At 54.1% G+C, this 20,279-nt stretch carries 16 protein-coding genes; 4 read left to right on the top strand and 12 right to left on the bottom strand.

What is annotated here, in order from left to right; all coding sequences use genetic code 11:
* Nucleotides 1-9 precede the first annotated feature (9 nt).
* Nucleotides 10-1,743 carry an RNA repair transcriptional activator RtcR family protein gene (locus tag PQR62_RS12310; RefSeq protein ID WP_408158238.1) on the bottom strand — a complete coding sequence of 578 codons (1,734 nt, stop codon included), beginning with the start codon at nucleotides 1,741-1,743 and terminating at the stop codon, nucleotides 10-12.
* Between the two features lie 530 nt (nucleotides 1,744-2,273).
* Between PQR62_RS12310 and PQR62_RS12305 the strand changes: the two genes are divergently transcribed.
* Complete coding sequence (locus tag PQR62_RS12305) at nucleotides 2,274-3,212, top strand: DUF932 domain-containing protein (protein WP_408158237.1); 939 nt, start codon at nucleotides 2,274-2,276, stop codon at nucleotides 3,210-3,212.
* A 207-nt stretch (nucleotides 3,213-3,419) separates the two neighbouring features.
* Here the strand turns inward: PQR62_RS12305 and PQR62_RS12300 are convergent, their stop codons facing one another.
* Nucleotides 3,420-3,668 (bottom strand): helix-turn-helix domain-containing protein, encoded by a 249-nt coding sequence (locus PQR62_RS12300; RefSeq protein ID WP_408158236.1) that lies wholly within the window; start codon nucleotides 3,666-3,668, stop codon nucleotides 3,420-3,422.
* Nucleotides 3,669-3,739: 71 nt separating this feature from the next.
* Here PQR62_RS12300 and PQR62_RS12295 point away from each other — a divergent pair, with 71 nt between their 5' ends.
* Nucleotides 3,740-4,063 carry a hypothetical protein gene (locus PQR62_RS12295; protein WP_408158235.1) on the top strand — a complete coding sequence of 108 codons (324 nt, stop codon included), beginning with the start codon at nucleotides 3,740-3,742 and terminating at the stop codon, nucleotides 4,061-4,063.
* Nucleotides 4,064-4,108: 45 nt separating this feature from the next.
* Complete coding sequence (locus PQR62_RS12290) at nucleotides 4,109-4,405, top strand: hypothetical protein (protein ID WP_408158234.1); 297 nt, start codon at nucleotides 4,109-4,111, stop codon at nucleotides 4,403-4,405.
* Nucleotides 4,406-5,129: 724 nt separating this feature from the next.
* Here the strand turns inward: PQR62_RS12290 and PQR62_RS12285 are convergent.
* The 10 genes from PQR62_RS12285 to PQR62_RS12240 all read right to left on the bottom strand — a co-directional run bounded on the left by PQR62_RS12285 (nucleotide 5,130) and on the right by PQR62_RS12240 (nucleotide 19,555).
* The gene (locus tag PQR62_RS12285) at nucleotides 5,130-5,933 is read right to left on the bottom strand and encodes a hypothetical protein (RefSeq protein WP_408158233.1); all 804 of its coding nucleotides are present in this window, start codon (nucleotides 5,931-5,933) and stop codon (nucleotides 5,130-5,132) included.
* 239 nt (nucleotides 5,934-6,172) lie between these two features.
* Nucleotides 6,173-9,688 carry a DEAD/DEAH box helicase family protein gene (locus tag PQR62_RS12280; RefSeq protein WP_408158232.1) on the bottom strand — a complete coding sequence of 1,172 codons (3,516 nt, stop codon included), beginning with the start codon at nucleotides 9,686-9,688 and terminating at the stop codon, nucleotides 6,173-6,175.
* Nucleotides 9,685-11,736, bottom strand: a complete 2,052-nt coding sequence (locus tag PQR62_RS12275) for a phospholipase D-like domain-containing protein (RefSeq protein ID WP_408158231.1) — start codon at nucleotides 11,734-11,736, stop codon at nucleotides 9,685-9,687. The genes PQR62_RS12280 and PQR62_RS12275 overlap by 4 nt, the downstream gene beginning before the upstream one ends.
* Complete coding sequence (locus PQR62_RS12270; protein WP_408158230.1) at nucleotides 11,733-12,989, bottom strand: hypothetical protein; 1,257 nt, start codon at nucleotides 12,987-12,989, stop codon at nucleotides 11,733-11,735. The genes PQR62_RS12275 and PQR62_RS12270 overlap by 4 nt, the downstream gene beginning before the upstream one ends.
* A complete protein-coding gene (locus PQR62_RS12265) occupies nucleotides 12,986-13,225 on the bottom strand; it encodes a hypothetical protein (RefSeq protein ID WP_408158229.1) in 240 nt (79 codons plus the stop codon). Before PQR62_RS12265 ends, PQR62_RS12270 begins: the two co-directional genes overlap by 4 nt.
* 474 nt (nucleotides 13,226-13,699) lie before the next feature.
* A complete protein-coding gene (locus tag PQR62_RS12260) occupies nucleotides 13,700-14,110 on the bottom strand; it encodes an SMI1/KNR4 family protein (RefSeq protein ID WP_408158228.1) in 411 nt (136 codons plus the stop codon).
* Nucleotides 14,110-14,712 carry an HNH/ENDO VII family nuclease gene (locus PQR62_RS12255; protein WP_408158227.1) on the bottom strand — a complete coding sequence of 201 codons (603 nt, stop codon included), beginning with the start codon at nucleotides 14,710-14,712 and terminating at the stop codon, nucleotides 14,110-14,112. The genes PQR62_RS12260 and PQR62_RS12255 overlap by 1 nt, the downstream gene beginning before the upstream one ends.
* Nucleotides 14,709-17,975: a helicase HerA domain-containing protein gene (locus PQR62_RS12250; RefSeq protein ID WP_408158226.1), complete on the bottom strand. Its 3,267-nt coding sequence runs from the start codon at nucleotides 17,973-17,975 to the stop codon at nucleotides 14,709-14,711. The genes PQR62_RS12255 and PQR62_RS12250 overlap by 4 nt, the downstream gene beginning before the upstream one ends.
* A gap of 6 nt (nucleotides 17,976-17,981) precedes the next feature.
* Entirely contained in the window at nucleotides 17,982-18,794 is an 813-nt protein-coding gene (locus PQR62_RS12245; RefSeq protein WP_408158225.1) for a hypothetical protein, read from the bottom strand.
* Nucleotides 18,779-19,555 carry a hypothetical protein gene (locus PQR62_RS12240; protein WP_408158224.1) on the bottom strand — a complete coding sequence of 259 codons (777 nt, stop codon included), beginning with the start codon at nucleotides 19,553-19,555 and terminating at the stop codon, nucleotides 18,779-18,781. Before PQR62_RS12240 ends, PQR62_RS12245 begins: the two co-directional genes overlap by 16 nt.
* Before the next feature lie 522 nt (nucleotides 19,556-20,077).
* Here PQR62_RS12240 and PQR62_RS12235 point away from each other — a divergent pair.
* The gene (locus tag PQR62_RS12235) at nucleotides 20,078-20,272 is read left to right on the top strand and encodes a hypothetical protein (protein ID WP_408158223.1); all 195 of its coding nucleotides are present in this window, start codon (nucleotides 20,078-20,080) and stop codon (nucleotides 20,270-20,272) included.
* Nucleotides 20,273-20,279 lie beyond the last annotated feature (7 nt).

Genomic DNA, 20,279 nt, shown 5'->3' with positions numbered 1-20,279 from the left:
CCTAGTTTATTAATCTTGTGTTTCAAGCCCGAGTCTCTTCATCCAATTCCCCAGCGTTTGATGATTGGAGAACCCCAATATTTTGGCAGCCGCCGTTTTTCGATTACCCGTTTCTTGAAGTGCCCTCAGGATATGGCCACGCGCCATCTCATCTAGAAGCTCTTGCAAATCAAATCCTTGAGCCATCGTCCTACCATCTAGATCTGAGTTAGCAGGCTGAATTGGCAGTAGTGCCGCTTGTAGGTCTTCCCCCTCTATAACGGGGCCAGCAGACCAGATTACAGCCCGCAAAACGGTATGATAAAGCTCTCGAATGTTACCCGGCCAAGAATGCAGCCTGAGAAGTTTTTTTGCATTTTCGGAAAATCTCTTCTCTTGCGCCTCCGGGCGCCCTTTTGCATCAGCATTAATTTGGCTTAAAAACGCTGCGGCTAACAAGTTAACGTCGTCATCTCGTGCCCGCAGCGGCGGCAAACGAAGAATCCCTACCGCTAGTCGATGGAAGAGGTCTTCGCGGAATCGCCCTGCAGCAATATCTGCGACCAAATCTCGATGTGTTGCGGCCACAATTCGTACGTCTATTTTTATGGCTTTAGAATCTCCAAGCGGTGTAACTTCCTTGGATTGAAGCACACGCAACAGACGCACCTGAGTCTCGAGCGGCAGATCACCGACTTCATCAAGGAAAAGAGTACCGCCATGAGCCTCTTGGAAATGCCCCTTGCGGGCTGTGATCGCACCTGTAAAAGCACCCTTTACGTGGCCAAAAAGCTCAGAATTGGCTAGCTCCGGAGCAATTGCGCCGCAATTGACGGCGATAAAGGGCTTTTCAGCTCGTTCGCTGGCGGCGCAGATGGCCTCGGCAAAAAGCTCCTTACCCGTTCCCGTCTCACCAAGAATCAACACTGGCACATCATGGGCAGCAATACGGCGAGCCAGCTTCACTTGTTGACGCACAGCCTCACTGCAATGAAGGATCTTGCTGAACTGCGGGGAGCTTTCCTGCGGCCCTTGAGATAGGCGCTCAATTCTCTCGGCACTACGCTGCAGGAATTCGGGCAAGAAATCGCTGGCTAGGTCAAACGGGAAATCCACAGCTTCAAGGCCGTGCTCTCTCGAGGTTTGAATTAGTCGGGCCGGAAAGCGAGTCTTGGCCAGCATGATCCAGATAGCCGCCATAGCTGGCGTACCTGGACTTAGGTGAAATGTGAGCTCAATCCCCTCACGCGGCAACCCCAAATCTTTGAGGTGCTTGGCAACTTCCGCATAGATTGACGCGTAGTCGATCGGACTACGGAGCGTGACTTCTTGCAAATCGACGGCCAGTGAATCGTAGTTGCACTGTGACTCAAGCCATGAGCAGTAAGCCGAACTGCGATTATGGCCATAATTGGTCAACAAGCATACCCTATCAAAGCGCTCACCATTTAGTAGTGCGGTCGCAATTGGGCCACTGTTTGAGCTTGACGCCTCAACAGATGCCTGATGATCGGCGTTACCGATCCATGAAATGAGCCATTTTTTCTTAATCACCTCAACAATGATAAAGTAATTTTTATTTCGGTAAAAATTTTTATCAAGCGGAATTTGGTGCTCACCCATAGAGGGGTGAGGACAAATGGGTAAATTCCCAGTCGGCCACATAATGGCAAGTACCGCCCATGGCCCGAACCCTTTCTTTCGACTTAAGTGAATTCTCAAACTAGTGAAGCAGCGTTTCGAGAACACTCTAGAATTTTTCATCCATATATCACCTACCTGAACCGGGCCACACTCGCTCGTTCTACCCGCTTTTATTGGGTATTTTTAAAATTCAGGAGCCTTCATGTCATCAACTATCATTTGTCCAAAATGTCAGTCCACCAAAGTCATTACCCGAAACATTGCGCGTAAAGCAAGTAGTGCAGTAGGCGCTGCAGCAGGTGCGGCAGGTGCGGCAGGAAGCGCTGCTGCCATCTGGGGAGGCGCTGAAGCCGGCGCTAGCTTAGGCATGGTAGCTGGTCCGGTTGGCTCGATTTTCGGCGGAGTCGCAGGGGCGTTGATGGGTGCTCTGCTTGGAGGTGCCGCCGGTTCGATCGCGGGCGCAACTGCAGGCGAAGCAATCGACAACAACGTCCTCGACAATCACGAGTGCGTCGACTGCGGCCACACGTTTGGCCATCCATAGGCTGCAGCTTTTCCCTCTACCGTAATTTTCCATTATCCACATCAATGCCTACGGCCTAGCGGCCGTAGGCATTTTTGTTTTCACATCTTCTTCAATAGGATTTTAAATGCATCTGATCGAAACCATGGCCTACGCCAACGCAACGCCTTGGCACGGCCTCGGCAATAAGCTGCCGGCCAAGTCCGCCATTTCTGTCTGGGCTAAACAGGCTGGCATGGAATGGAATATCCAGGAATCTCCGGTCTACTTCCAGGCAAGCGAGGGCGCCAGCCACACAGCATTCAACGAGCAGAAAGTGCTCTACCGCTCCGACACGGGAGAAGCACTATCCGTTGTATCCCAGCGCTTCCAGGTCGTGCAGCCGCGCGACGTGCTCGAGTTTTACCGCGACCTCACCAAGGCCCACGGCTTCACTCTCGAAACAGCTGGCGTGCTGAAAGGCGGTCGCAAAGTGTGGGCGCTCGCCAAGACCAACATGTCCGCCAACATCAAGGGCAACGACACCTTGAATGGCTACTTGCTTCTGGCAACCGGCTGCGATGGTACCCTGGCTACGACCGCGCAGTTCACCAGCATCCGCGTGGTCTGCAACAACACGCTCGCCATCGCTCTGAAAGACGGCACAGCGGCAGTCAAAGTACCGCACTCGACGACGTTCGATCCGAAGGCCGTCAAGCAGCAACTGGGCCTGTCATCGGCGTCCTGGACGGATTTTATCTACCAGATGAAGAAACTGTCGGAACGCAAGGTCAAGAGCAACGAGGCCGAAGCCTTCGTCTCATCCCTTTTGACAGATCCTGCGGCCAAATTTACCAATGAACGTGCGGTAAAGAAAATCCTGGAACTGTATGACGGCCATGGCCGTGGTGCCGACCTGGCGTCATCCAAGGGTACGGCCTTCGGGCTCCTCAACGCCGTCACCGAATTTGTCGACCACGAGCGCCGTGCCCGCAGTACTGACTATCGCCTGGACTCGGCCTGGTTCGGCGCAGGCGCCAATCTCAAGAACGGCGCCCTGGATCAGGCAATTGCGCTGATCGCATGAATCAATCCCGCGTCAACGGCATAGCGCTCAGATCTTGCAATGGGCCGTTTGAGCGGGGGAGAAGAATTGGCTGATGCGACAGAGTTGTTTCAGTCCGCCACAGAGAGAAGATATAAATAGCAAAAAAGCAACTCTCGTGACTTACAGATTGGGATCGTAAATCAAAGATGAAGTCTCCGATCTTTATCATTGATCGAACATTTACCGTTAGGACTTGCCTAGTCTGGCTTGGTACTGCGCCACAAACGCGGCCGCATCAATATCGAGCGCCTCCGTGATCTCGACGAATTCAGCGAAATCCAAACGCCTTTCACCTCTCTCGTATTTCGAAATAAAAGACTGAGGCTTGCCGAGACGCTCCGCCACTTCAGATTGAAGCAACCCTTTTTCAAGCCGTATGTGGGCCAACATCTCCCTGAAAAGCGTGTAGTTCGACTGATGAATTGGATTAGGCATGGCGCCATTTTCAAACCCAATTTAGAATATCCCATAACCCACTATGGGTTACAAACCACAAGGAGAAAAACTTGAAACAAGCATTACGTTCGCTGGCCCTCACGAGCGCTTTGTTCGCCTGCGCCATTGCACATGCGGATGAAGCCCCTTTCGATGTCAACATGCATGTTGAACAAGGCGTCGGAGTTGTTCAGCTTCAAGCTGTGACCGACCAAGTCGTGCTCACCGGCTACAACATCAATCGCGGTAATTGCAAGACTAAGCTTGGTGGCATCTATCCTCTCCCACTTACCTTCAAATACGGCCAAGGCGTCAAGCTCTTTGCGTATACCTGCAAGGTCAAAGAAGTCGTCCTGAACACAAATCAAGGCAACTACACCTATACCTTTAACTAACTACGCTCATCTGCTAAGCCACTTCATATAGAAAGGAAACGGAACATGCTCAATCTTATTAAACTTACTCGCCCACTCGCGGCTAGCCTTGCTACCGGCGCCTTGCTCCTCTTTGGTTTCAACGCTCATGTTCAAGCTTCCGACTACAAAAACACTCGCGCCTACAAAGATGCTTTCGCGTGCGGCAAGGAGTCTCTGGAAGCGGATCCGTCTGGCAATTCGGCGGTGTCTTATTGCATCGGTAACTCACATGATCCGTCCAAGGTCGAACTACAAGCCTTTAAGGATGCTGTTGCGTCCGCAAAAGGCAGCGCCACAAGAAGAGCCGCAAACTCCCGCTAAGTCTCTCAGCTATTGATCCGAATTAAGGAGTAGCCCTCTCGGGCACTCCTCTTCTATTTTTTTTGATCGGATACGAACAGAGCTGCTGCTCCATCGAACATGTTTGATTACACTGAAATTGCCCTATAACCCGATTCGCCGGCATAGATCCGCCGGCAACCTATCGCCTGTAGGTTTTTGAAAAGCACCACGCACTAAATGACTCGTGATTGGCTACTAAATGTTGGTCGCTCCAGTGGCTGGTGCTTGGTACTTGTGTCCGCCATGTGGCATGAGCTCGTTGCAAAACTAGCGCCATCTTACGATCAGCACTTTCGCCTCGCCGGTTGAGCAATTCGTCACTCAGCTTGCTAGTGAAGCTTTCTACGAATTCGTTTTAACACGGGCCGCCTAGTGTAATAAAGGTCAGTGCGGCACTTGCATCACGCAACCAGTGCATCACTTCGCCGAAGTAAATTTCGCGCCATTATGCGCCTGGGGCGAGCATTTGAAGCTAACACAGACCGAAATCACTCAGCGGCTGACCATCTCGCAACCAGCATACGCCAAGCAGGAAAACACAACTCGCCCGGCATGGCAACTATCAATCAGAAGGATTACTACCGCCCTTGAGACCAGCCCCAATCAACTAAACGTCTAATCGGAAACGTCCACTGGAAATTGAACACTGGTCTTCAGACCCCACCAGAACTACGCATCCAAACGTCCGCCGATAAATAAACAGCTATTTATTCGGTACTTGATCCAGCACAAATACCTCCAGCGAACGATCACCATTCGCCTGATAGGTAAAATACGTCATGCCACGCTCTGTATCGTCATACCAGGACATCAGGCACCGACCGAAGGGATTGGTGGCTTGCAACTGGTCGCCATCCCTCAACAGCAGCACCTGCTTCTCGCTCTCACATGCGTTACCGCCAATCCAAGTACTGATTAATAAGATATCTGTCTGGGCATCCAATGAGGAGAGGCTTTGCATTTCGTAAGGCATCTCCATATCTTCCAGAGACGAGGTCGCGACGGTGTTACCACCGATGTCCAGCCTGGTTTTCTTCGTCATAACAGACGTAGACTGCTCCTCGACTATCTTCGCATCCTCGAAAGTCGGGTTCCCATTCGATGCATCCTTGAAGGTCTTCACCTTCAAGGCCGTCATCACTCCGACTACTTGCGCCGCGCTCGGTGGTGTCAGCTTGATCAGCCGGTGCGAGGAAGTCTTTCCGTCGAGGCGAGCAACGAGCGCACCTTCCAGCGCCAAACTGCGGAGCTTCGATATGCCGCTGACAGAGGCAGGTTCAACCTTGCTTGCAACAGCCGCCTCCGTTGTTGACGGAGTCAGCCACCACCCGAGCAGTGGCCCGATCAAACTCGCCAGGATCACCGCCGCCATATAAAAACCCACACGCACCCAGGTTTTGGCCCAGGCGGCTTTAAACCACGCTTGCTCCATCAACCAGCCAAGCAGAACCTTGAATATCCAGACGATCGCGCCCAATACGGAGGCAACGATGATGACGTCGGCCATGCTTGTCTTCGATTTACGCTGCCGATTCCCGTTTTCCATACACAACTTTCTCTCTAAATGATCCTGCTGATCCATACAGGTTGCACACCCGAGCAGGTGTTCACTCGAAAAAACCGTCTACGGCCTCTACGATCAGATTCTGATAGGTACATACCGTTCGCCCATACGAGCATGTACTCCCGACATCAGTAACGCTTATCTTGCCGAGACGATATGGAGCATACCGAGAGCGCGTTTCATCAATCCGATGCATTAACAGACAAGTCAATCTTGAGATATTCCACCAATACAGGAGGTAGCGAAATGACCCGACCACGCCCTTCTTCGGGAAACACGACATCCTCATCGGCATTCAGCTCCATTACATTCACTTCTTCCTCATCGCCGTCGTAGCTTTCTTCATCCACCGTCGTGGAAAAATCAGGCTGACCGAGCAAGACCTCGAATTTCTGCGCGCGCAAGAAGACAAGATCATATTGGTACTTCTCGTAGGCGTTCGCAAGGAACGGGATGCGGATATGCAAAGGCGTACCACGATCAGGTTTGGCCAGGGAGTCGACCCGATCCAGTCGTCCGATACGCTGTTCAAGCCGGGCAGGATTCCACGGTAGATCGTGCAGGATGATCTCGGCGCAATGGCGGTGCAAATCAATACCCTCCGAGCCAATTGACGAGCAGATCAGGATATAAGGCAACAGCGGAGAGTTGAAGGCGGCGCATAAGGAAACACGTTTTTCCGCTCCTACCGAACCGTCAAGCAAGTCGATGTTGCCGACACCCGACATGAACACGCCACGCCAGAGACTCTTGCGTTTCGAGTCCTCCTTGTCCTGCTGGCTGATGGACCCGTCTTCTTCTGCTAAGCCTGTTATAAAGCCGACAAGGCGCGTCAGCATGGTTTCCCCTTCGCCGACGGGCATCCGGGCGAATCCTTGGATCAATGATTCGTCATCGCCCCGAGCCGGTGAAAACGCCTTGTAGCGCTGGAGCAGCTCAGTACGCAATACAATCTTGCGAGCCCCCCCGATGAGATCCTCCAGTACGCCGAAAAATGCGTCCAGCGGCAAGCTAGTTGTGCCCGCTGCGCTCTCTCCCGCTTTATTGTGACGCGCCATCAGTTGCGCCGCTTCCGATTGCAGCAGCGCCCAGAAGGCCTGTTGCAGGTCACGATGCGGCTGTGCACACCAGAAATTGTGCGGCAGGCGATAGAGTCGACTGATGGCCAATGCAATCTCCTCTGCGGCCTCTTCATCGTCATGCGCGTCATGATCTTCGTCGATCGGCTGTACCTCGGTGCGCGTTGTACCGCTCACATAGCTGGGCACTTGGTGAATATCGACGGCGTCATCATCGAGCAACGCCGCAAACGCGGAAAATAAGGCAAGCACCGGCTGCCATTCTGGCGCGTTCAGCGCGTCCTTCACCGCCGCGCTGGCAATGACATGTATATCGGTCAGACGGCAAATGCGGCGCGCAGTCCGTTTGAGGTGCCACCTGGCCAGCCATTTCGCCACCTGCGGCGCAGCCGTATCGAGTGCCTCGTCGATCACGTTCTGCTGCAATACGCCAGCGTGGACCAGCGACAAGGCCCAGAGATTGTCAACGAATCCGGTTTTCTTGAGTAGGTTCTGACGCTCAGCCCCGGATGGTGCCGGCCATATGGCCGCAATTTTCTTATGCAAGGCCTGTTCGATTTCATGCAATGTCTCAAGGCGTTCACAGAAAATCAGCGTCTTGTTGCCCTGCTTGAAATTCTCCAGTGCGCGGCTGACTGTCGCATTTACCTTGGGATGCCCAGCCACATCCAGGATCTCGTCAAACATCTGTTGATATCGCACCAGCTCAGTCGCGTCCGCCTGGCTAAACGTAGGTACACTAATATCCTTGGCCAATTGGCTCTCCCGATACGCACCGATGCTGGATGTCATTCCGCCCATCAAGCGTGCACGCGCCTCCATGGAGCCTTTTTTAAGACGCATCGCCAGTTGCCCGAGACGCATCCCCACGAAGGCCGTGAATGCCGACGTAGTATTGCTGTAACCCTCGCTGCGATACAGGCCGTAGCGTTGCCCGTCGCCGCGCTGTGTCATCTGTTCATCGAACTCGTCGCCAATACAGAAATGACGCTTGGCACGTGGTTTGGTGTGACGCACGATCAGGAGAGAAAGCTTCTCCTGAAGCTGCACGATACACGTGCGATATGCCACTAAAGCCTGTGCGAACATCAATAATGGCGCGCCGGACGATTCGTCCGCGAGGATGCCAGCAGCACGACGACCGATTTCATCGCCATTGGCTGCGGCAAACAGATACTGGCATGCCCGCTCCTGGGCGCTGTCACCAAGTCCTTCCCACGCCGCCGCAAACGCCTTGCTAGCGTCCAGGCACGCAGTGACCAATCGCTTGTCCGCACCGAAGAGTTCGTCCACCAACGACCAACTCTTCGATGTCACGGCACAGTTAGTGATGAAGCTGAACACCTTCCTGATCTCGTCCTCTTCGATCTGAAACGGCGTGGCCGACATGATGAGTTTATGAGGGATCAACGTGCTGCAATTTTTCCTGAACGACTCTGCATTGTGCTTCCCGCCTTTCCAGTTGTGCACTTCGTCGATCACGGCTAAGCCGATGCCAGATCGCTGTAGCTTGTTCTCAAAAATCTGGTCGCGCATCCTGACGAAAAATACGGGCACGCCGGACGCATCTCCGGCAAGCATCGCAGCACGAAGTCGACACCACTCTTCCCAGTGCGCGTCGTGATAGAGCACTTCCCTGGTGGACGTGCGCAAGCCATACAGATCCAGATCGCGTAGGCTGGCGATGTATGCAAGAAAGCCAGCCCATGAACGTATCTGCTTGGCCGGAAAGACGCCGATGTCTGCCAGTATTTTCACCAAGGTCTGCTTTTGGTCATCGCTTCTCCACGCCAAGAGAAATGCCGCCATGTAGCGGAAGAAGAACTGGTTGTTACCCTCATTGCGCCTGGGAGCTGCCAGCGACGACATGGAGATCACAAAGACATTGGGTTCAAAGCTATCCTGGACAGCGGAGAAATCGCGCAACAGCATGGACAATTCTTGTCTCAGATCTCGCCCCTCTTTCAGCGCCAAAAAACGTTGCTTGAACAGCTGAAAGCGCAATGCATATTCACTATCAAGAAACCGCCATAAGGCCGCCATCGAGAACTGAGACTGGAAGGCCAGATACAGAAGATCCTCATCCGACTGAATTGTCAGTGCCGGCCAGTATTGACGGGAGCCGACATGCCTCCGCGATAATGCCCATTTCCGCAATGCGTACAGGAAAGCCGTTCCCGTGTCGGACGTCACCCGACGCAAATCGACATCGCCTACGTCATGCAGATTGCGGAACAACTCCCAATAGCTGCCGATCGCCCAAGGGCGCAGCTCCTTTCCGCCGGTCTCTTCCGGTAGCGCCATCGAGCGGAGATAGGCATGATTGAAACCGCGAATCTCCTGTACCCATTTGTGCCGCAGCACGGCACTCGGTGGCGTCACCAGCAAGACCTTGCGATGATTGGACTGTTCCTGCATCACATAGTGCGCCATTACGGCGAGCGCCACGTAGGTCTTTCCCATGCCGACCTCATCGGCGAGCAACATACTGTCGTATCCCCTTGCAAACTGCTCGCCGATCCGTTTGGCCGACGCACGCTGGCGATCCCAGTCGCCTTGCATAAGTGCTTTTTTGGACGTCCGGCTAACGATGCTGTCGAAAGGTATTTTATTAATCATGATCGCGCCCTCCCCTGATAGTGCGCATAACTCTGCATAGCGTTGTTGCCTGAGCTGCCACAGGCAGCGATCCTCTGTTCCAGCGTGTTCACCAGTTCCTTGATCAGCGGCAGCGACTCGCCCAATTTGCGGCACAACCCTAGCAATTCGCCAGCTTTGAAGAGCCAGATCATGTCTGCCATTTGTGACTCGCCGTGTTTCCGCATGCGGGCCTGCTCGCGATCCAGCAAGCATAGGAAAGTCGTCAGCGGCTTGCCGAAGTGCCGTCGATATCCAGTCTCGCTCAGCGGTTCACGTCCTGCGACCAAGCGCGCGCGTTCGATCAGCGCGGCTTCCGTATCGGCGAACAGATTCAGGTAACGCTGCATCGCAATGACTGGATTGGCCTCGCGATCAGGATAGTCCCCGTCCTCGCCTCCCGCATCATTGGGCAGGCGTTCGTCAGGCCCGCCCGTTGCCACACCGCTGTACGGATTCAAGTAGTAGGCCAGCCATGCTTCCGGATCGGGAAACAGGACCAGATCGGCCTGCTCGCGCAAGCCGTCCTGCAAGATGTAGGGCAGGTAATACCCCGCGATGTCAGGTGCCTCAAGAGGCTGAAAATGCAGATTCTCCCGTTGTAACAGCACGCTCGATGCGGCCGCCCAGGGGAAGGCCTGCGACCGCATCTCGCTTACCTCAAGCACGTGACGCCCCCACTGGATCCGGTAGTGGTCAAATGATGCAGGCTGATCGGGATGCGTCTCGAAGTGAAATTGCATGAACTGCAACGCTTCGCTGCCGTGAAGGGTGATACGGAGGATGAACTCCGGATACGCGATCCCCCCGGCATAGTCGCGATCTTCCTCGCGCTCCTGTTGTATCCGCACCGCAGGCAACGTGTCGTAATGGTTGGCCGGATCGGCGGACACGCCCTCCATCAGGCCACGCGCGACATCGCTGGATGCGCCGTCCTCAAACCAGGCGACACCAAGTTCCTGATTGTCGCCGAGCCAGGCTTTGCGGGTGAAATTGGCGCTGCCGATGTAGTACAGATTGTTCTTGCCTTGTTCACCACACAACACGATCACCTTGGCATGCAATGCCCTTGCCTCCAGCATCACCGTGCCGTCGCGGATATCATTGGCCACGGCGATACGCCGTCGCTCCTGCGCACTCATGTCGGCGTGAATCAGGTGTAAGTAGCGCGTCTCGAGACCACCGCCCGCTTTGCCGAAATGACGCTGGCTCAGATTGCCGACTTCTTTCGCACCGGTCACCACACGCATGGATGCGGGGACACCGATCCTGGCCACCAGATCATCGATCAGGTAGGACGAGGCCTGATCGAAGAAGGGCGACACCGCCACCACTTCGACGGGGGCGCCGCGATGGCGGCTGCGCCATAGAGCAGCCAACTGGTCGATGGCGGCATTGGCCTCCAGATGAGAGAAACCCGACGCGATCAGCACCCTCTGGCCACCGGCGACATCTGCCACCCGGCCCCGGATGGTGGCGGCTGCGCTAGCGAGCTCTGCAGAGTGTTGCGCCGCCCCCCTGCCGCGATAACCCTTCTCCAGAATGGCAGCGAAGTCGCGCCAGACATCGGCGTCTGCATGACTTTCTGGTTTCCCCGTGCTGTTTTGCCGCCACTCAAACTCGGCGAAGACCTCACGGTTGCGGCTCAACCCGGTGCGCGTCAGATTGAAGGATCCCAGCACCAGCCGCATCGACGCACCGGTAATGACCAGATAGGCCTTCGCATGATGGCAACTGTAGGGTGCTGCCTTCACCGGCAGCAGGTTCATGAAATGTGGCAGCGCGTTGAACGCCGAGGTATTGGATGCGTCATAGACAACCGTCGGCTGGCACCCATCCAGAAAACGCAGGCGATTCACGCTCAACGTCGAGTCATCGTTGAGTGGTACACCCGCCATCAGATTGAGCAACTGGCGGTCATCGAACTCGAAGGTCAGCGCGAGCAGTTGCTGGATCGGATCTTGGTCGGATTCGATGGCCAAGTCGGCAAACAACTCGGGCAGCGGACGATGCTGATAAGCGATGCTCATAGCGCCTCCGCATAAGCCTGATAACGCGATGCCCGCCCGAAATGCCAGTCGCGACGGTAGCGAAATGTCAGTTCGGCCTGCTGACGATCGGTGTCATCGTGTTTGTACACGTCGTCGAACATTCTAGCCACTTGTCGCGGATCGTACCGCTCGGCGATCACGACCCGGCCCTCGACGATAAAGGGTGAGACCTGCTTGGCGCGCTGATGTCGCTGATGATGGTGCACGATGAAATCGGTGACCTCGCGCGAACCGTGCAGTCGCGCCAGTCCCGCAAACATCCCCTTCGGATCGATATGCTCTGGGACGTCAACGTACTGGGCAGCGATGTCGGTGAGGCGCTTCACCAGCAACGGGTTGACTTCCTTGAGCACCAGGCCGTGCGCAGCCGCGCCACCGCAAGCGACATATTCAAGTTCAAACAGGAACTGGATCGTAGCGCTCATTTGCTCGAACTGGCGGATCAGCCCCAACTCGCTGCTCAGCATGTTGTAGCGCTGGGGCAGCAGCATACAGTGTGCGTCGTAAGTGCTGGCCGATTCGTGCAGTTTCTCCAGCTCGCGGGTGGTCAACGGAGCGGTCCACAGTGCCTTGGTCCGGGGATGTGCATCACAATAGGTCGCGATGACCTCCTGCCATACTCCGGCTTCCTGCCTCGATCGCGATTCGCGATCCAGCCGAAAAGCCCGAGCCTCGCCGATCTCCGCGATCGAGATAGCTTTGCCAGCCAGCCAGCGCTTGAAGATGTCGGTGCCCGACGTTTCATTGCGCTCGCCGAAGGCATCCGCCAGTTTTCTGCCAAGCGCCGTCAGCGTCTTGCCCCCTTTACCCAGCAAACCCCATTCGATAGACGGCCCTGAATAATGCCCTAGGGTACCGTAACCGAGGCGACGATAGATATCGCTTCCCTTGGAAATATCAGACAAGCTGATCCGTTCACGCCCCTGTATCAGACTGGCATATTTGGTGACATTGAGAATGGAGGTGCTCGGCGCGCTGGCATGGATAAGACCCCAGCAAATTTCCAGCTCACGAAATTTCTGTGCAAAATCTTTGCGGTTCGGAGTGATACCCTGACGTTCCAGCATCTGATAGAACAGGCACAAGGCCCCGTGATACGCAGGATAGTTCGACAGCACGGTAAATTGGCGGAACAGCTTGTCCTGCAAACGGGAGTATGGAATCGACAACCCCAATGGATCCGTGATCAGACCGGGCTTCTCTAGGATCGTATATTCTGAAAAAAACATCATGCCCCGATTCCTTTCTTGATTTTTTTAATAACGCCGGACCGCTCTGATGAGGAAAGTGCCGTGCAGGAAAAGGCGTCTACCCAACCATCCTGCCAGCCCAGACCGCTATCTTTGCCATTGCCATTGCCATGCTTCATCGTAAGCCGGGTGCGCTGCGCCAAATAAGCATGCTGGCCAGATACAGGAAAAATAGGCGTCGTAGGCATCACGTCGTGTAGTAATTTTTTGCGCAACATAGTGCACGGTGGCCTCGGCATTTTCGGAGTTCAATCCATACGATCAAACTTGTTCACCAACGCAAACATTCGCCCTTGGGCATGGCTAGAGATTTTCCCTTAATTCGGCAATGAGCTCAGCTTCCGCCTCGGACTTGAGCTGGGTGTAGTCCAATACCGCCAGAACGGCGTTGGCATGTTGCAGCCGTTCCCGGAATATGGTGCGCAACACTGACTGTGCCGTGACTCGTCGCATCCCAGCGTGTCGAGCAGCGCCAGGTTGACGGACTCGTCAAGGCCGTCGTGGCGATCCAGATTCACGAACTCAACCTCGATGAACGAAAAGCCTTCCACCGCGGTGCATTGGATAAAAGGAAACGCGATGTGATAGATGCCGGCTAATCATACGCATAAAGCAGGCCGTACGATTGCAGCAGCAGCCGCAGGAGCTGCAGGTGTCCGCCTGCGCCAACGTGGGTGAAAGTCTAGTTATAGTTACGTTGAGCCAAACAGCACTTTGCAGAGAAAAGGCTCAAGTGCAGTGTCCATGACCCGGACAACTCCACCATTGGGTGTTGCCCACTGAATGACCTCGCCACTACGATTCAAATAGAGGTAATAGTGACCGTCCCCAATCTCCAAAAGCGGAACCGCACCTGCGGGATAAGTGTGATCCTTTACCAACTCCTTGTACTCCTTGAACACATGTAGAAAGTAGTCTTCGGCCATACCCAAACCATACATTTCATGGTGCCCATATTCTATCTGACCAAACTCGGATAAGAAGTTTTTGTAGTCAGCCGACAGCGCAAATCCCAATTTCTGTTCAAGCGTTTGAATCTCAGCGGGATCGACTTTACGCGTATCAGCACCACTGCGAGCTACGAGGGCTTGAAGCTGTTTCATTATGCAGCGTCCTTTTGGTTGATCAGTTGTTCTGCGCGCGCCTGCCAGTGGGCTGCGCGCTCGTCGCCAAATTCCATGCGATCGATGGTCGATTCCCGCTTTTTATCATGCAAAATGCTGTCGTTACCATTGCGGCAATGTTCGTCCCGGGTTAATTCCGCCAGTGGTGCAGTATTCTCCTGGCCGATATGATGCAGTTGCAGTGGCTCACCTTTGCTGTCCAGAGGGGCAAGCCCCTTCTGCATGCGTTCTACGTTCGTCCTGCCACGATCATCTTTTGCGTCCGGGTCAATATCAGTACGTAAAAGTGCATCCTTGCCATTTACCTGGCCCCCTTCCAACGGAGCCTTGTCGTAAATGGCAGCTTCTGCATCGCTGCCAATTGCATCAAGAACGGAGCTCGGGAATCCCTTTCCTTCCAGTTTCTCCCTGGTCTCTGCTGACATCGGCGGCCGACTCTCCCGAGCTTCGGGCAAAATCTCCCGAGCTAACGGGCGATCCAGCGACTTTATATCCAGGCTTTTTTCCGGCATTTCCCTCGATAGTTCGGCCAGCCGGCCAAGCCCTTCCGGGGCGTTCGATACAAAAACTTCCAGACTCATACATTGCTCCTGGTCGTCAATTCAGTTCTCCACGCTGCGTAGATATCAACATGCTCCTCTTTCTGCAAGCTGAAATCCTTCATCAGGCATTGCTGGGTGGCCAGGGAATGGGCAAGGTCAATACCCGGCGCCTTTTGTTCGAGCATGGCATGCAGTGAGTCGCCCAATTGCGGGAAATCGATCGCACTACGAATCAATTTCTGTACCTGCTGCCGGCAGCCCAGCACATCAACGACGACCCGTGCTAACTGATCAAACGCAGCATCGTGCATGAGCAAGGTCTCTTTGCCAGCGCGCCGTGCCGAGATCAATTCGTACAAAACAAGCTTGCTGCTTCCGGACACCACCAATTTGTCGAGCTGCGTCGACAGCTTGTCCAGGTCTACATTCGCCGGTGTCGGAACGCGATGTCCCATCAGAAATTGAAGAAGGCAGTTCAGTATGGTCGCTGACGAAGCTGGCATCGCTCCCGGTTGCTGAACGGGAGCGATGTAGCGCCGCTCTTCCCCCTTGAACTTGCGCACCTGGCATAGCACAGGCTCAAGCCAGTCATTCTGATGGACGATGGCTACTCCCTTGGGCAATCGTGCGATCTCTTCGAGTTGGTCGTCCTTCAACCCGATTGATTTACCGATCAACCGCCGGTCGGCTTCGTCCGGCAAACGCATGATGATCTTGGTGTTGGTATTGCGGATGGCAGCTAAATCCACTGCATGCGGCGACTGGTCCACAATGATGAAGCCTTCTCCGTAAGTACGCATCTCTGCAATCGCATTGGTCAACATTTCAGTGGCTTTGCCGGCGAGACTGCCACCTTCAGCGCCTGTTTCGCCAGCATTGCGTTTGAGTAAGTGATGCGCCTCTTCAAGGACGGTCACATGACGCAACGGATGGTTGATGCCTCCATTTACCATACGATACTCACTCAGGCGCATCACCAGAATACCCATGATCAGCGACTTCGTTTCGGAAGAACCAATACGACTGAGATCGACGATTGCCTTGTTATTGAACAGGATTTCGCTATCGATTTCATCGGCACTGAAGATTTGGCCGTTCAAGCCATTAGTCAGTGATTTGATCCGCGTCGACAATGAACCGATGTAGTTTCCTTTGAGTTCGGCCGAATAGGCCGATTCAGATATGACTTGCTCCAGCGTGATGAGCAAATCGAGGAAGGATGGGAACAAGCTATCGCAGACACGATTAACGGAGGTTTCCAGATCCCAGCCGCACTGAGAATAAGCCTGGAGGATGGCGTCTTTCAATACCGCCGGCATGGCTGCATACATTGGCCAGCAGACGTTAAAGATCTCGATCAGTCGATCCACATGCTCAAGAATATGAATACCAGCCTCGAAGCGGAAAGGATTTATCCTCAGCAAGGTGCCGTACGCAGGATTTGTACCGAATACCTGAACGTCCGGGTGGTGTCCAAAGACATGTTTATACTCACCTTTGGCTGGTTCAATGACCAGAAAGGGGATATTTTCTGCATCGATCTGATGAAGCATCTCGTAGAGCGTGTTGCTTTTCCCGGCACCGGTTGAACCGCTGACGAACACGTGACTCGCCAATTGGTCCATGTCAAGCGAGATGTTCTGGGGCAAATTTTCCCAGAGATGGCGGATGTTGCCGAGCTCAATTCTGCGCTGGATTTTTTCGGGCCCGGACTTTCCATCCATCCGCAATACCTTGCGACCAAATGCCTGCGTGGATACTACGGCCACGGTAGAAGTCGAGCGACGTGGTAGGCTGAGCTGAATCGACAACTCCATACTAGAGACCAGTGTCGCTGGCGTCAGATGTGTAATTGGCAGATGTGGCGAGAACTGCGGCCGCAGGGCAGGATGACTCAGTGTTGAAAGCCAATCGATCACAGCTGACTTGCGGACAGAGTTCCACGTGGTCAGTGCAAAATCTTCGTGACTGGAATTGTTGCCGCGGATCAGACCAAGATACAGACTGGCCAATGTTTCGGACGACGCCACGCTATCCCCGATGAAATAAGCGGCGCTCTGCCACCCACCATAGGTCTGGGCTTCATCGATGCGTTTCAGGTGATGGTCGATCCGCGTCAGGAGTTGTTCAATACCTTTGTCCTGGATCTCCAATGAGTATTGCTTTGTGCTGCCACTGGTGCGATTAATAGAGTGTGTATCCGTATCGCTGCGGGTACGCGTAGTCGAAGAGGTGCTGGAGCGGGCAGTACCCTGGGTATGACTGGTGCTCTCACTGCTGCCTTCAGAGCGGGATTCGCTCGTCCCCGTAGTCTTCTGTTCATTGAGCAAGCCTGACATGGCTGAGCCGACCTGGCTCCCGACCATTGCACCTACGGGACCGCCTAACAACGTGCCGGCAACTGCACCGACCAATGGCGCCAGCGCGGCAGCCTTTGCCACACCTGTTTGCGCACTCAGAGAATCGGATGTTCCATGCGTTTGTGTCCGGGATGTACCGGTGGTCTGTGTCTGTCCCTGGCTTTCAGTGAGCGCAAGACTTTCGCCCAGAGAAGTACTCAAGCTTTGGCTGATGCTCATGCCAACGCTGTCGCTTTCTTGCTCTCCCAGGGAGATAGACATCTTTTGCAACGGCGAAAGTTGCGTGGCGACGCGTTCATAACCGCTGCGGATTTGCTCCAGGCTCCGGGGAGACATGGATTCGGCCAAAATCAGTGCCTGATAAACGCGTCGTTCTGCAGCATCGATGAAGCGCTCCAGACCTTGCATGAAGTGCTCTCGATTGTCGGTGGAGAGTGCCGGCACACCAGTGACGGCCGTCACGCTTGCCGATGTGTTGGTCTTCTCCTTGAGCAGTCGCTCGAAGATGGCATCAGTCTGTTGTGCATCAAGCGGCTGCAGTGCGCTACCGGAGAAATGCCCTTTGAATGCCTCGCGCAGCAACTCACCGGAGTTGTGGCCCAGCATCTGCCCGGATTGGCCGCGTGTACCGATATAAAGATCTGTTTCTACACCATCGCAGATCAGGTACAGGAAGACGGTATAACCTGCCGCCCCCAAGGCGGTATAAACGGCCGTCGTACTTTCCAGCACAGACTGCTTATTGTCCTGGACGATGCGTTCTACACGAAATACCCGTAAGTCGCCAGCACGGTTGAATGGCTGCGCGCCCTTTTCCAACGGCTGCACCTGGTAGCGTTCCATTTCCCCCAGGTAGCTGCGGTTGATCAAGGCCCGCCCGGCCTCCAAAGTCAGTGCCGTACTCTTCAGCGTCTCCTGCAACGTGCTGCTCTTTCCGCTCATTCTTGCCTACCTCCCGATTGTCAACAAGACGATCGCCAGTGCTGCAATGGCGCCTCCGATGAGCAAGGCGGTGCGCATCAGCGAAGAGATACCAGATTCAGATTCAGATTCAGAGGGCCTCGCAGACGCAGCACCCGATTTCGGTTTGGCTCGTGATGAGCTGCCCGATGCCTTTGCTGGTACTGCAACCACAGGAGCGGAAACCGGCTTCTGAATCGATACCTTAAGCTGAGGATGAAAGAATTCGCGAACGGCAACCAGATGCAGGAAACGCTCCTCAGAAAAATTAGCGTTCAGGTAGACGATCTGGGTATTGTAGTAATCAGCGTTCCATTGCGCGCTGTCCTGGTCGATGGCGCGGGCAAAATCGTATTCACGATACGGTTCGAATATGGACGGCAGTTGGGCTTTCGCCCAACTGGCTGCCTTGCGGAGTTCTGCACTATCGAGATGCTGATAATCAAGCTCCAGGCGCAACGCAGTTTGTGCCGCATGCAGATGATCATCTCTCACCGCGTTGCGAAGACTCTCAAATGGTTCGTAGACTGATTGTTCCATGGCTGTATCTGTTCCTTCATTGGACTTGGATGGAGATGACAAAAAGCCTTTATGCCCCTGTTGTTCGAAATAACGGCGAACCTGGATCAGATGATCGAGGCGGTTACGCGTAAATCGTCCTTTTGCCAGCTTCCGTTGCACGGAGAAATAGCGCTCGTCCCAGTTGAGTTTGTCTTGTTCGAACAGGGTCTCCGTATCAACATCATCCTGATCAAACACGCGCGGATGCCGGGCGGAAAGCTCGTTCAGCATTTCACGCAACAGAGCCCCTCCGAAGAAAATCCATCCGCTTCTTTTGCTTTCGCCCACTTACTCAGCTGCGCCAGAAAATTCAAGGCATCGAGCTGCGGTGATTTGGAATATCGACTACTTGATTCAGCCATGACCTGCAGCTGCACTTCGTACGAACGTGGATATTGAGCCCGCTCGATGGGCGATAAACTTTTATAGTGGTCAAGCAGCTCTCGTCCTACGCCCTGAGCATTTGAATTTCCGGTTCGATGGAAGGACTCCATCGACTTCGAGTCAATTTGCTTTCGCCATGCAGACTCCTGGTTTGACGCCTCGCTCCATGCAGCTGCGCGTTCATTCACTGTAAATGGACCACCTTCGTCGTAAGCGATTAACGCCAACTGCTCTCTCGGCATGCCGGCAAAAGGGTTCGCGGCCTTATTGTGGAGGAAATCAGTTGCCTGTTTCGCTCGCGCGCGCGCCGCAGGGTCATCTGTCCCTGGCACTTCCGCATCGTTGCGAGCCTGGTTCGACTGATAGGTCGAACCAACAATTCTGTCGACGCTGGTCTGGGCTGCAGAGGCCAATTCATTCCAACCCAGCTTTGCATCCCGTGCTGCCGCTCTGCTTGCAGCATCACTTATCTGCTGCGCCAGCGTAGAAACCGTCGCCGTTGTGCCGGCCGGCGAATCAAGGGCCTGTGTGTAAAACGCCTTCAGAGAGACAGTCGTCACAGACACGTCAGACGCTGCTGCGGAAGTGGATGTTGTGTATTTTGAAATTTCCGTCACAGCTTCTCTCCTTACACTTGTAAAGAATATTTACGGACGACTTTCTCAACACTTGAGAACATGATTGAATATCGACCTGGATGCGTTCAAAGTCTGCTCCTCCCGCACAATCTGAAATTTGCCCCCTGACCTCCGCCCGTTCGAAAACCGGCCGCTTTCCGGACGTTCTGGCATATGATCACTTTTCCGCGCGCTTACAGCTTGGGATGCCCACATCCTATTCATCAATCAGTGTATGAAAAGGGTTCGAAAATGGCCGTTGGCCTTCTGAATCTGAGCCATCCACAGCGCATAAAAAAAGCCCTCAGGCCTTGCGGCCGAGGGCTAAATCCAATCCCAGGGGAAGAATCAGAGGAGACGATTGAAAGATAATGCGGCGCATCAATCTGCTCAAGCGCAATTTCAATCGCTTACATTTCTCCGCCTTAAGCAGCTGCCGTGCGTGCTGCCGTTTCCGTATCCCATTGCGTCGCGGACGCCTGGTGTATTCTTTCTCTTCGCAAACAAGATAAGGGGAAAGCAATGATAAACGTAGTCGAAGCAGCCATGAAACTCGAAGGAGAAGACGTCGAGTGGCTCATCATCTTTTCTTCTGATCAAAAGCTCGTCGGCCCAGTTAAGCATATCCAGGATGACATTTATCGGATTACCAACGGCAGGAACGAATACTATTTTGATGCCGCGCAGGTGCTCTATATGACGCAACGCCGGACATGAAATGGAT

The sequence above is a fragment of the Herbaspirillum lusitanum genome (assembly GCF_046025995.1).
Taxonomy (GTDB): domain Bacteria; phylum Pseudomonadota; class Gammaproteobacteria; order Burkholderiales; family Burkholderiaceae_D; genus Herbaspirillum; species Herbaspirillum lusitanum_A.
This window is presented reverse-complemented; position numbering and strand designations above follow the sequence as displayed.

What these genes read in the sequence shown, in the direction of transcription:
- PQR62_RS12310 (WP_408158238.1), bottom strand. Translation starts at nt 1,743, where the DNA reads ATGAAAAATTCTAGAGTGTTCTCGAAACGCTGCTTCACTAGTTTGAGA.
- PQR62_RS12305 (WP_408158237.1), top strand. Translation starts at nt 2,274, where the DNA reads ATGCATCTGATCGAAACCATGGCCTACGCCAACGCAACGCCTTGGCAC.
- PQR62_RS12300 (WP_408158236.1), bottom strand. Translation starts at nt 3,668, where the DNA reads ATGCCTAATCCAATTCATCAGTCGAACTACACGCTTTTCAGGGAGATG.
- PQR62_RS12290 (WP_408158234.1), top strand. Translation starts at nt 4,109, where the DNA reads ATGCTCAATCTTATTAAACTTACTCGCCCACTCGCGGCTAGCCTTGCT.
- PQR62_RS12285 (WP_408158233.1), bottom strand. Translation starts at nt 5,933, where the DNA reads ATGGCCGACGTCATCATCGTTGCCTCCGTATTGGGCGCGATCGTCTGG.
- PQR62_RS12280 (WP_408158232.1), bottom strand. Translation starts at nt 9,688, where the DNA reads ATGATTAATAAAATACCTTTCGACAGCATCGTTAGCCGGACGTCCAAA.
- PQR62_RS12275 (WP_408158231.1), bottom strand. Translation starts at nt 11,736, where the DNA reads ATGAGCATCGCTTATCAGCATCGTCCGCTGCCCGAGTTGTTTGCCGAC.
- PQR62_RS12270 (WP_408158230.1), bottom strand. Translation starts at nt 12,989, where the DNA reads ATGATGTTTTTTTCAGAATATACGATCCTAGAGAAGCCCGGTCTGATC.
- PQR62_RS12265 (WP_408158229.1), bottom strand. Translation starts at nt 13,225, where the DNA reads ATGTTGCGCAAAAAATTACTACACGACGTGATGCCTACGACGCCTATT.
- PQR62_RS12260 (WP_408158228.1), bottom strand. Translation starts at nt 14,110, where the DNA reads ATGAAACAGCTTCAAGCCCTCGTAGCTCGCAGTGGTGCTGATACGCGT.
- PQR62_RS12255 (WP_408158227.1), bottom strand. Translation starts at nt 14,712, where the DNA reads ATGAGTCTGGAAGTTTTTGTATCGAACGCCCCGGAAGGGCTTGGCCGG.
- PQR62_RS12250 (WP_408158226.1), bottom strand. Translation starts at nt 17,975, where the DNA reads ATGAGCGGAAAGAGCAGCACGTTGCAGGAGACGCTGAAGAGTACGGCA.
- PQR62_RS12235 (WP_408158223.1), top strand. Translation starts at nt 20,078, where the DNA reads ATGATAAACGTAGTCGAAGCAGCCATGAAACTCGAAGGAGAAGACGTC.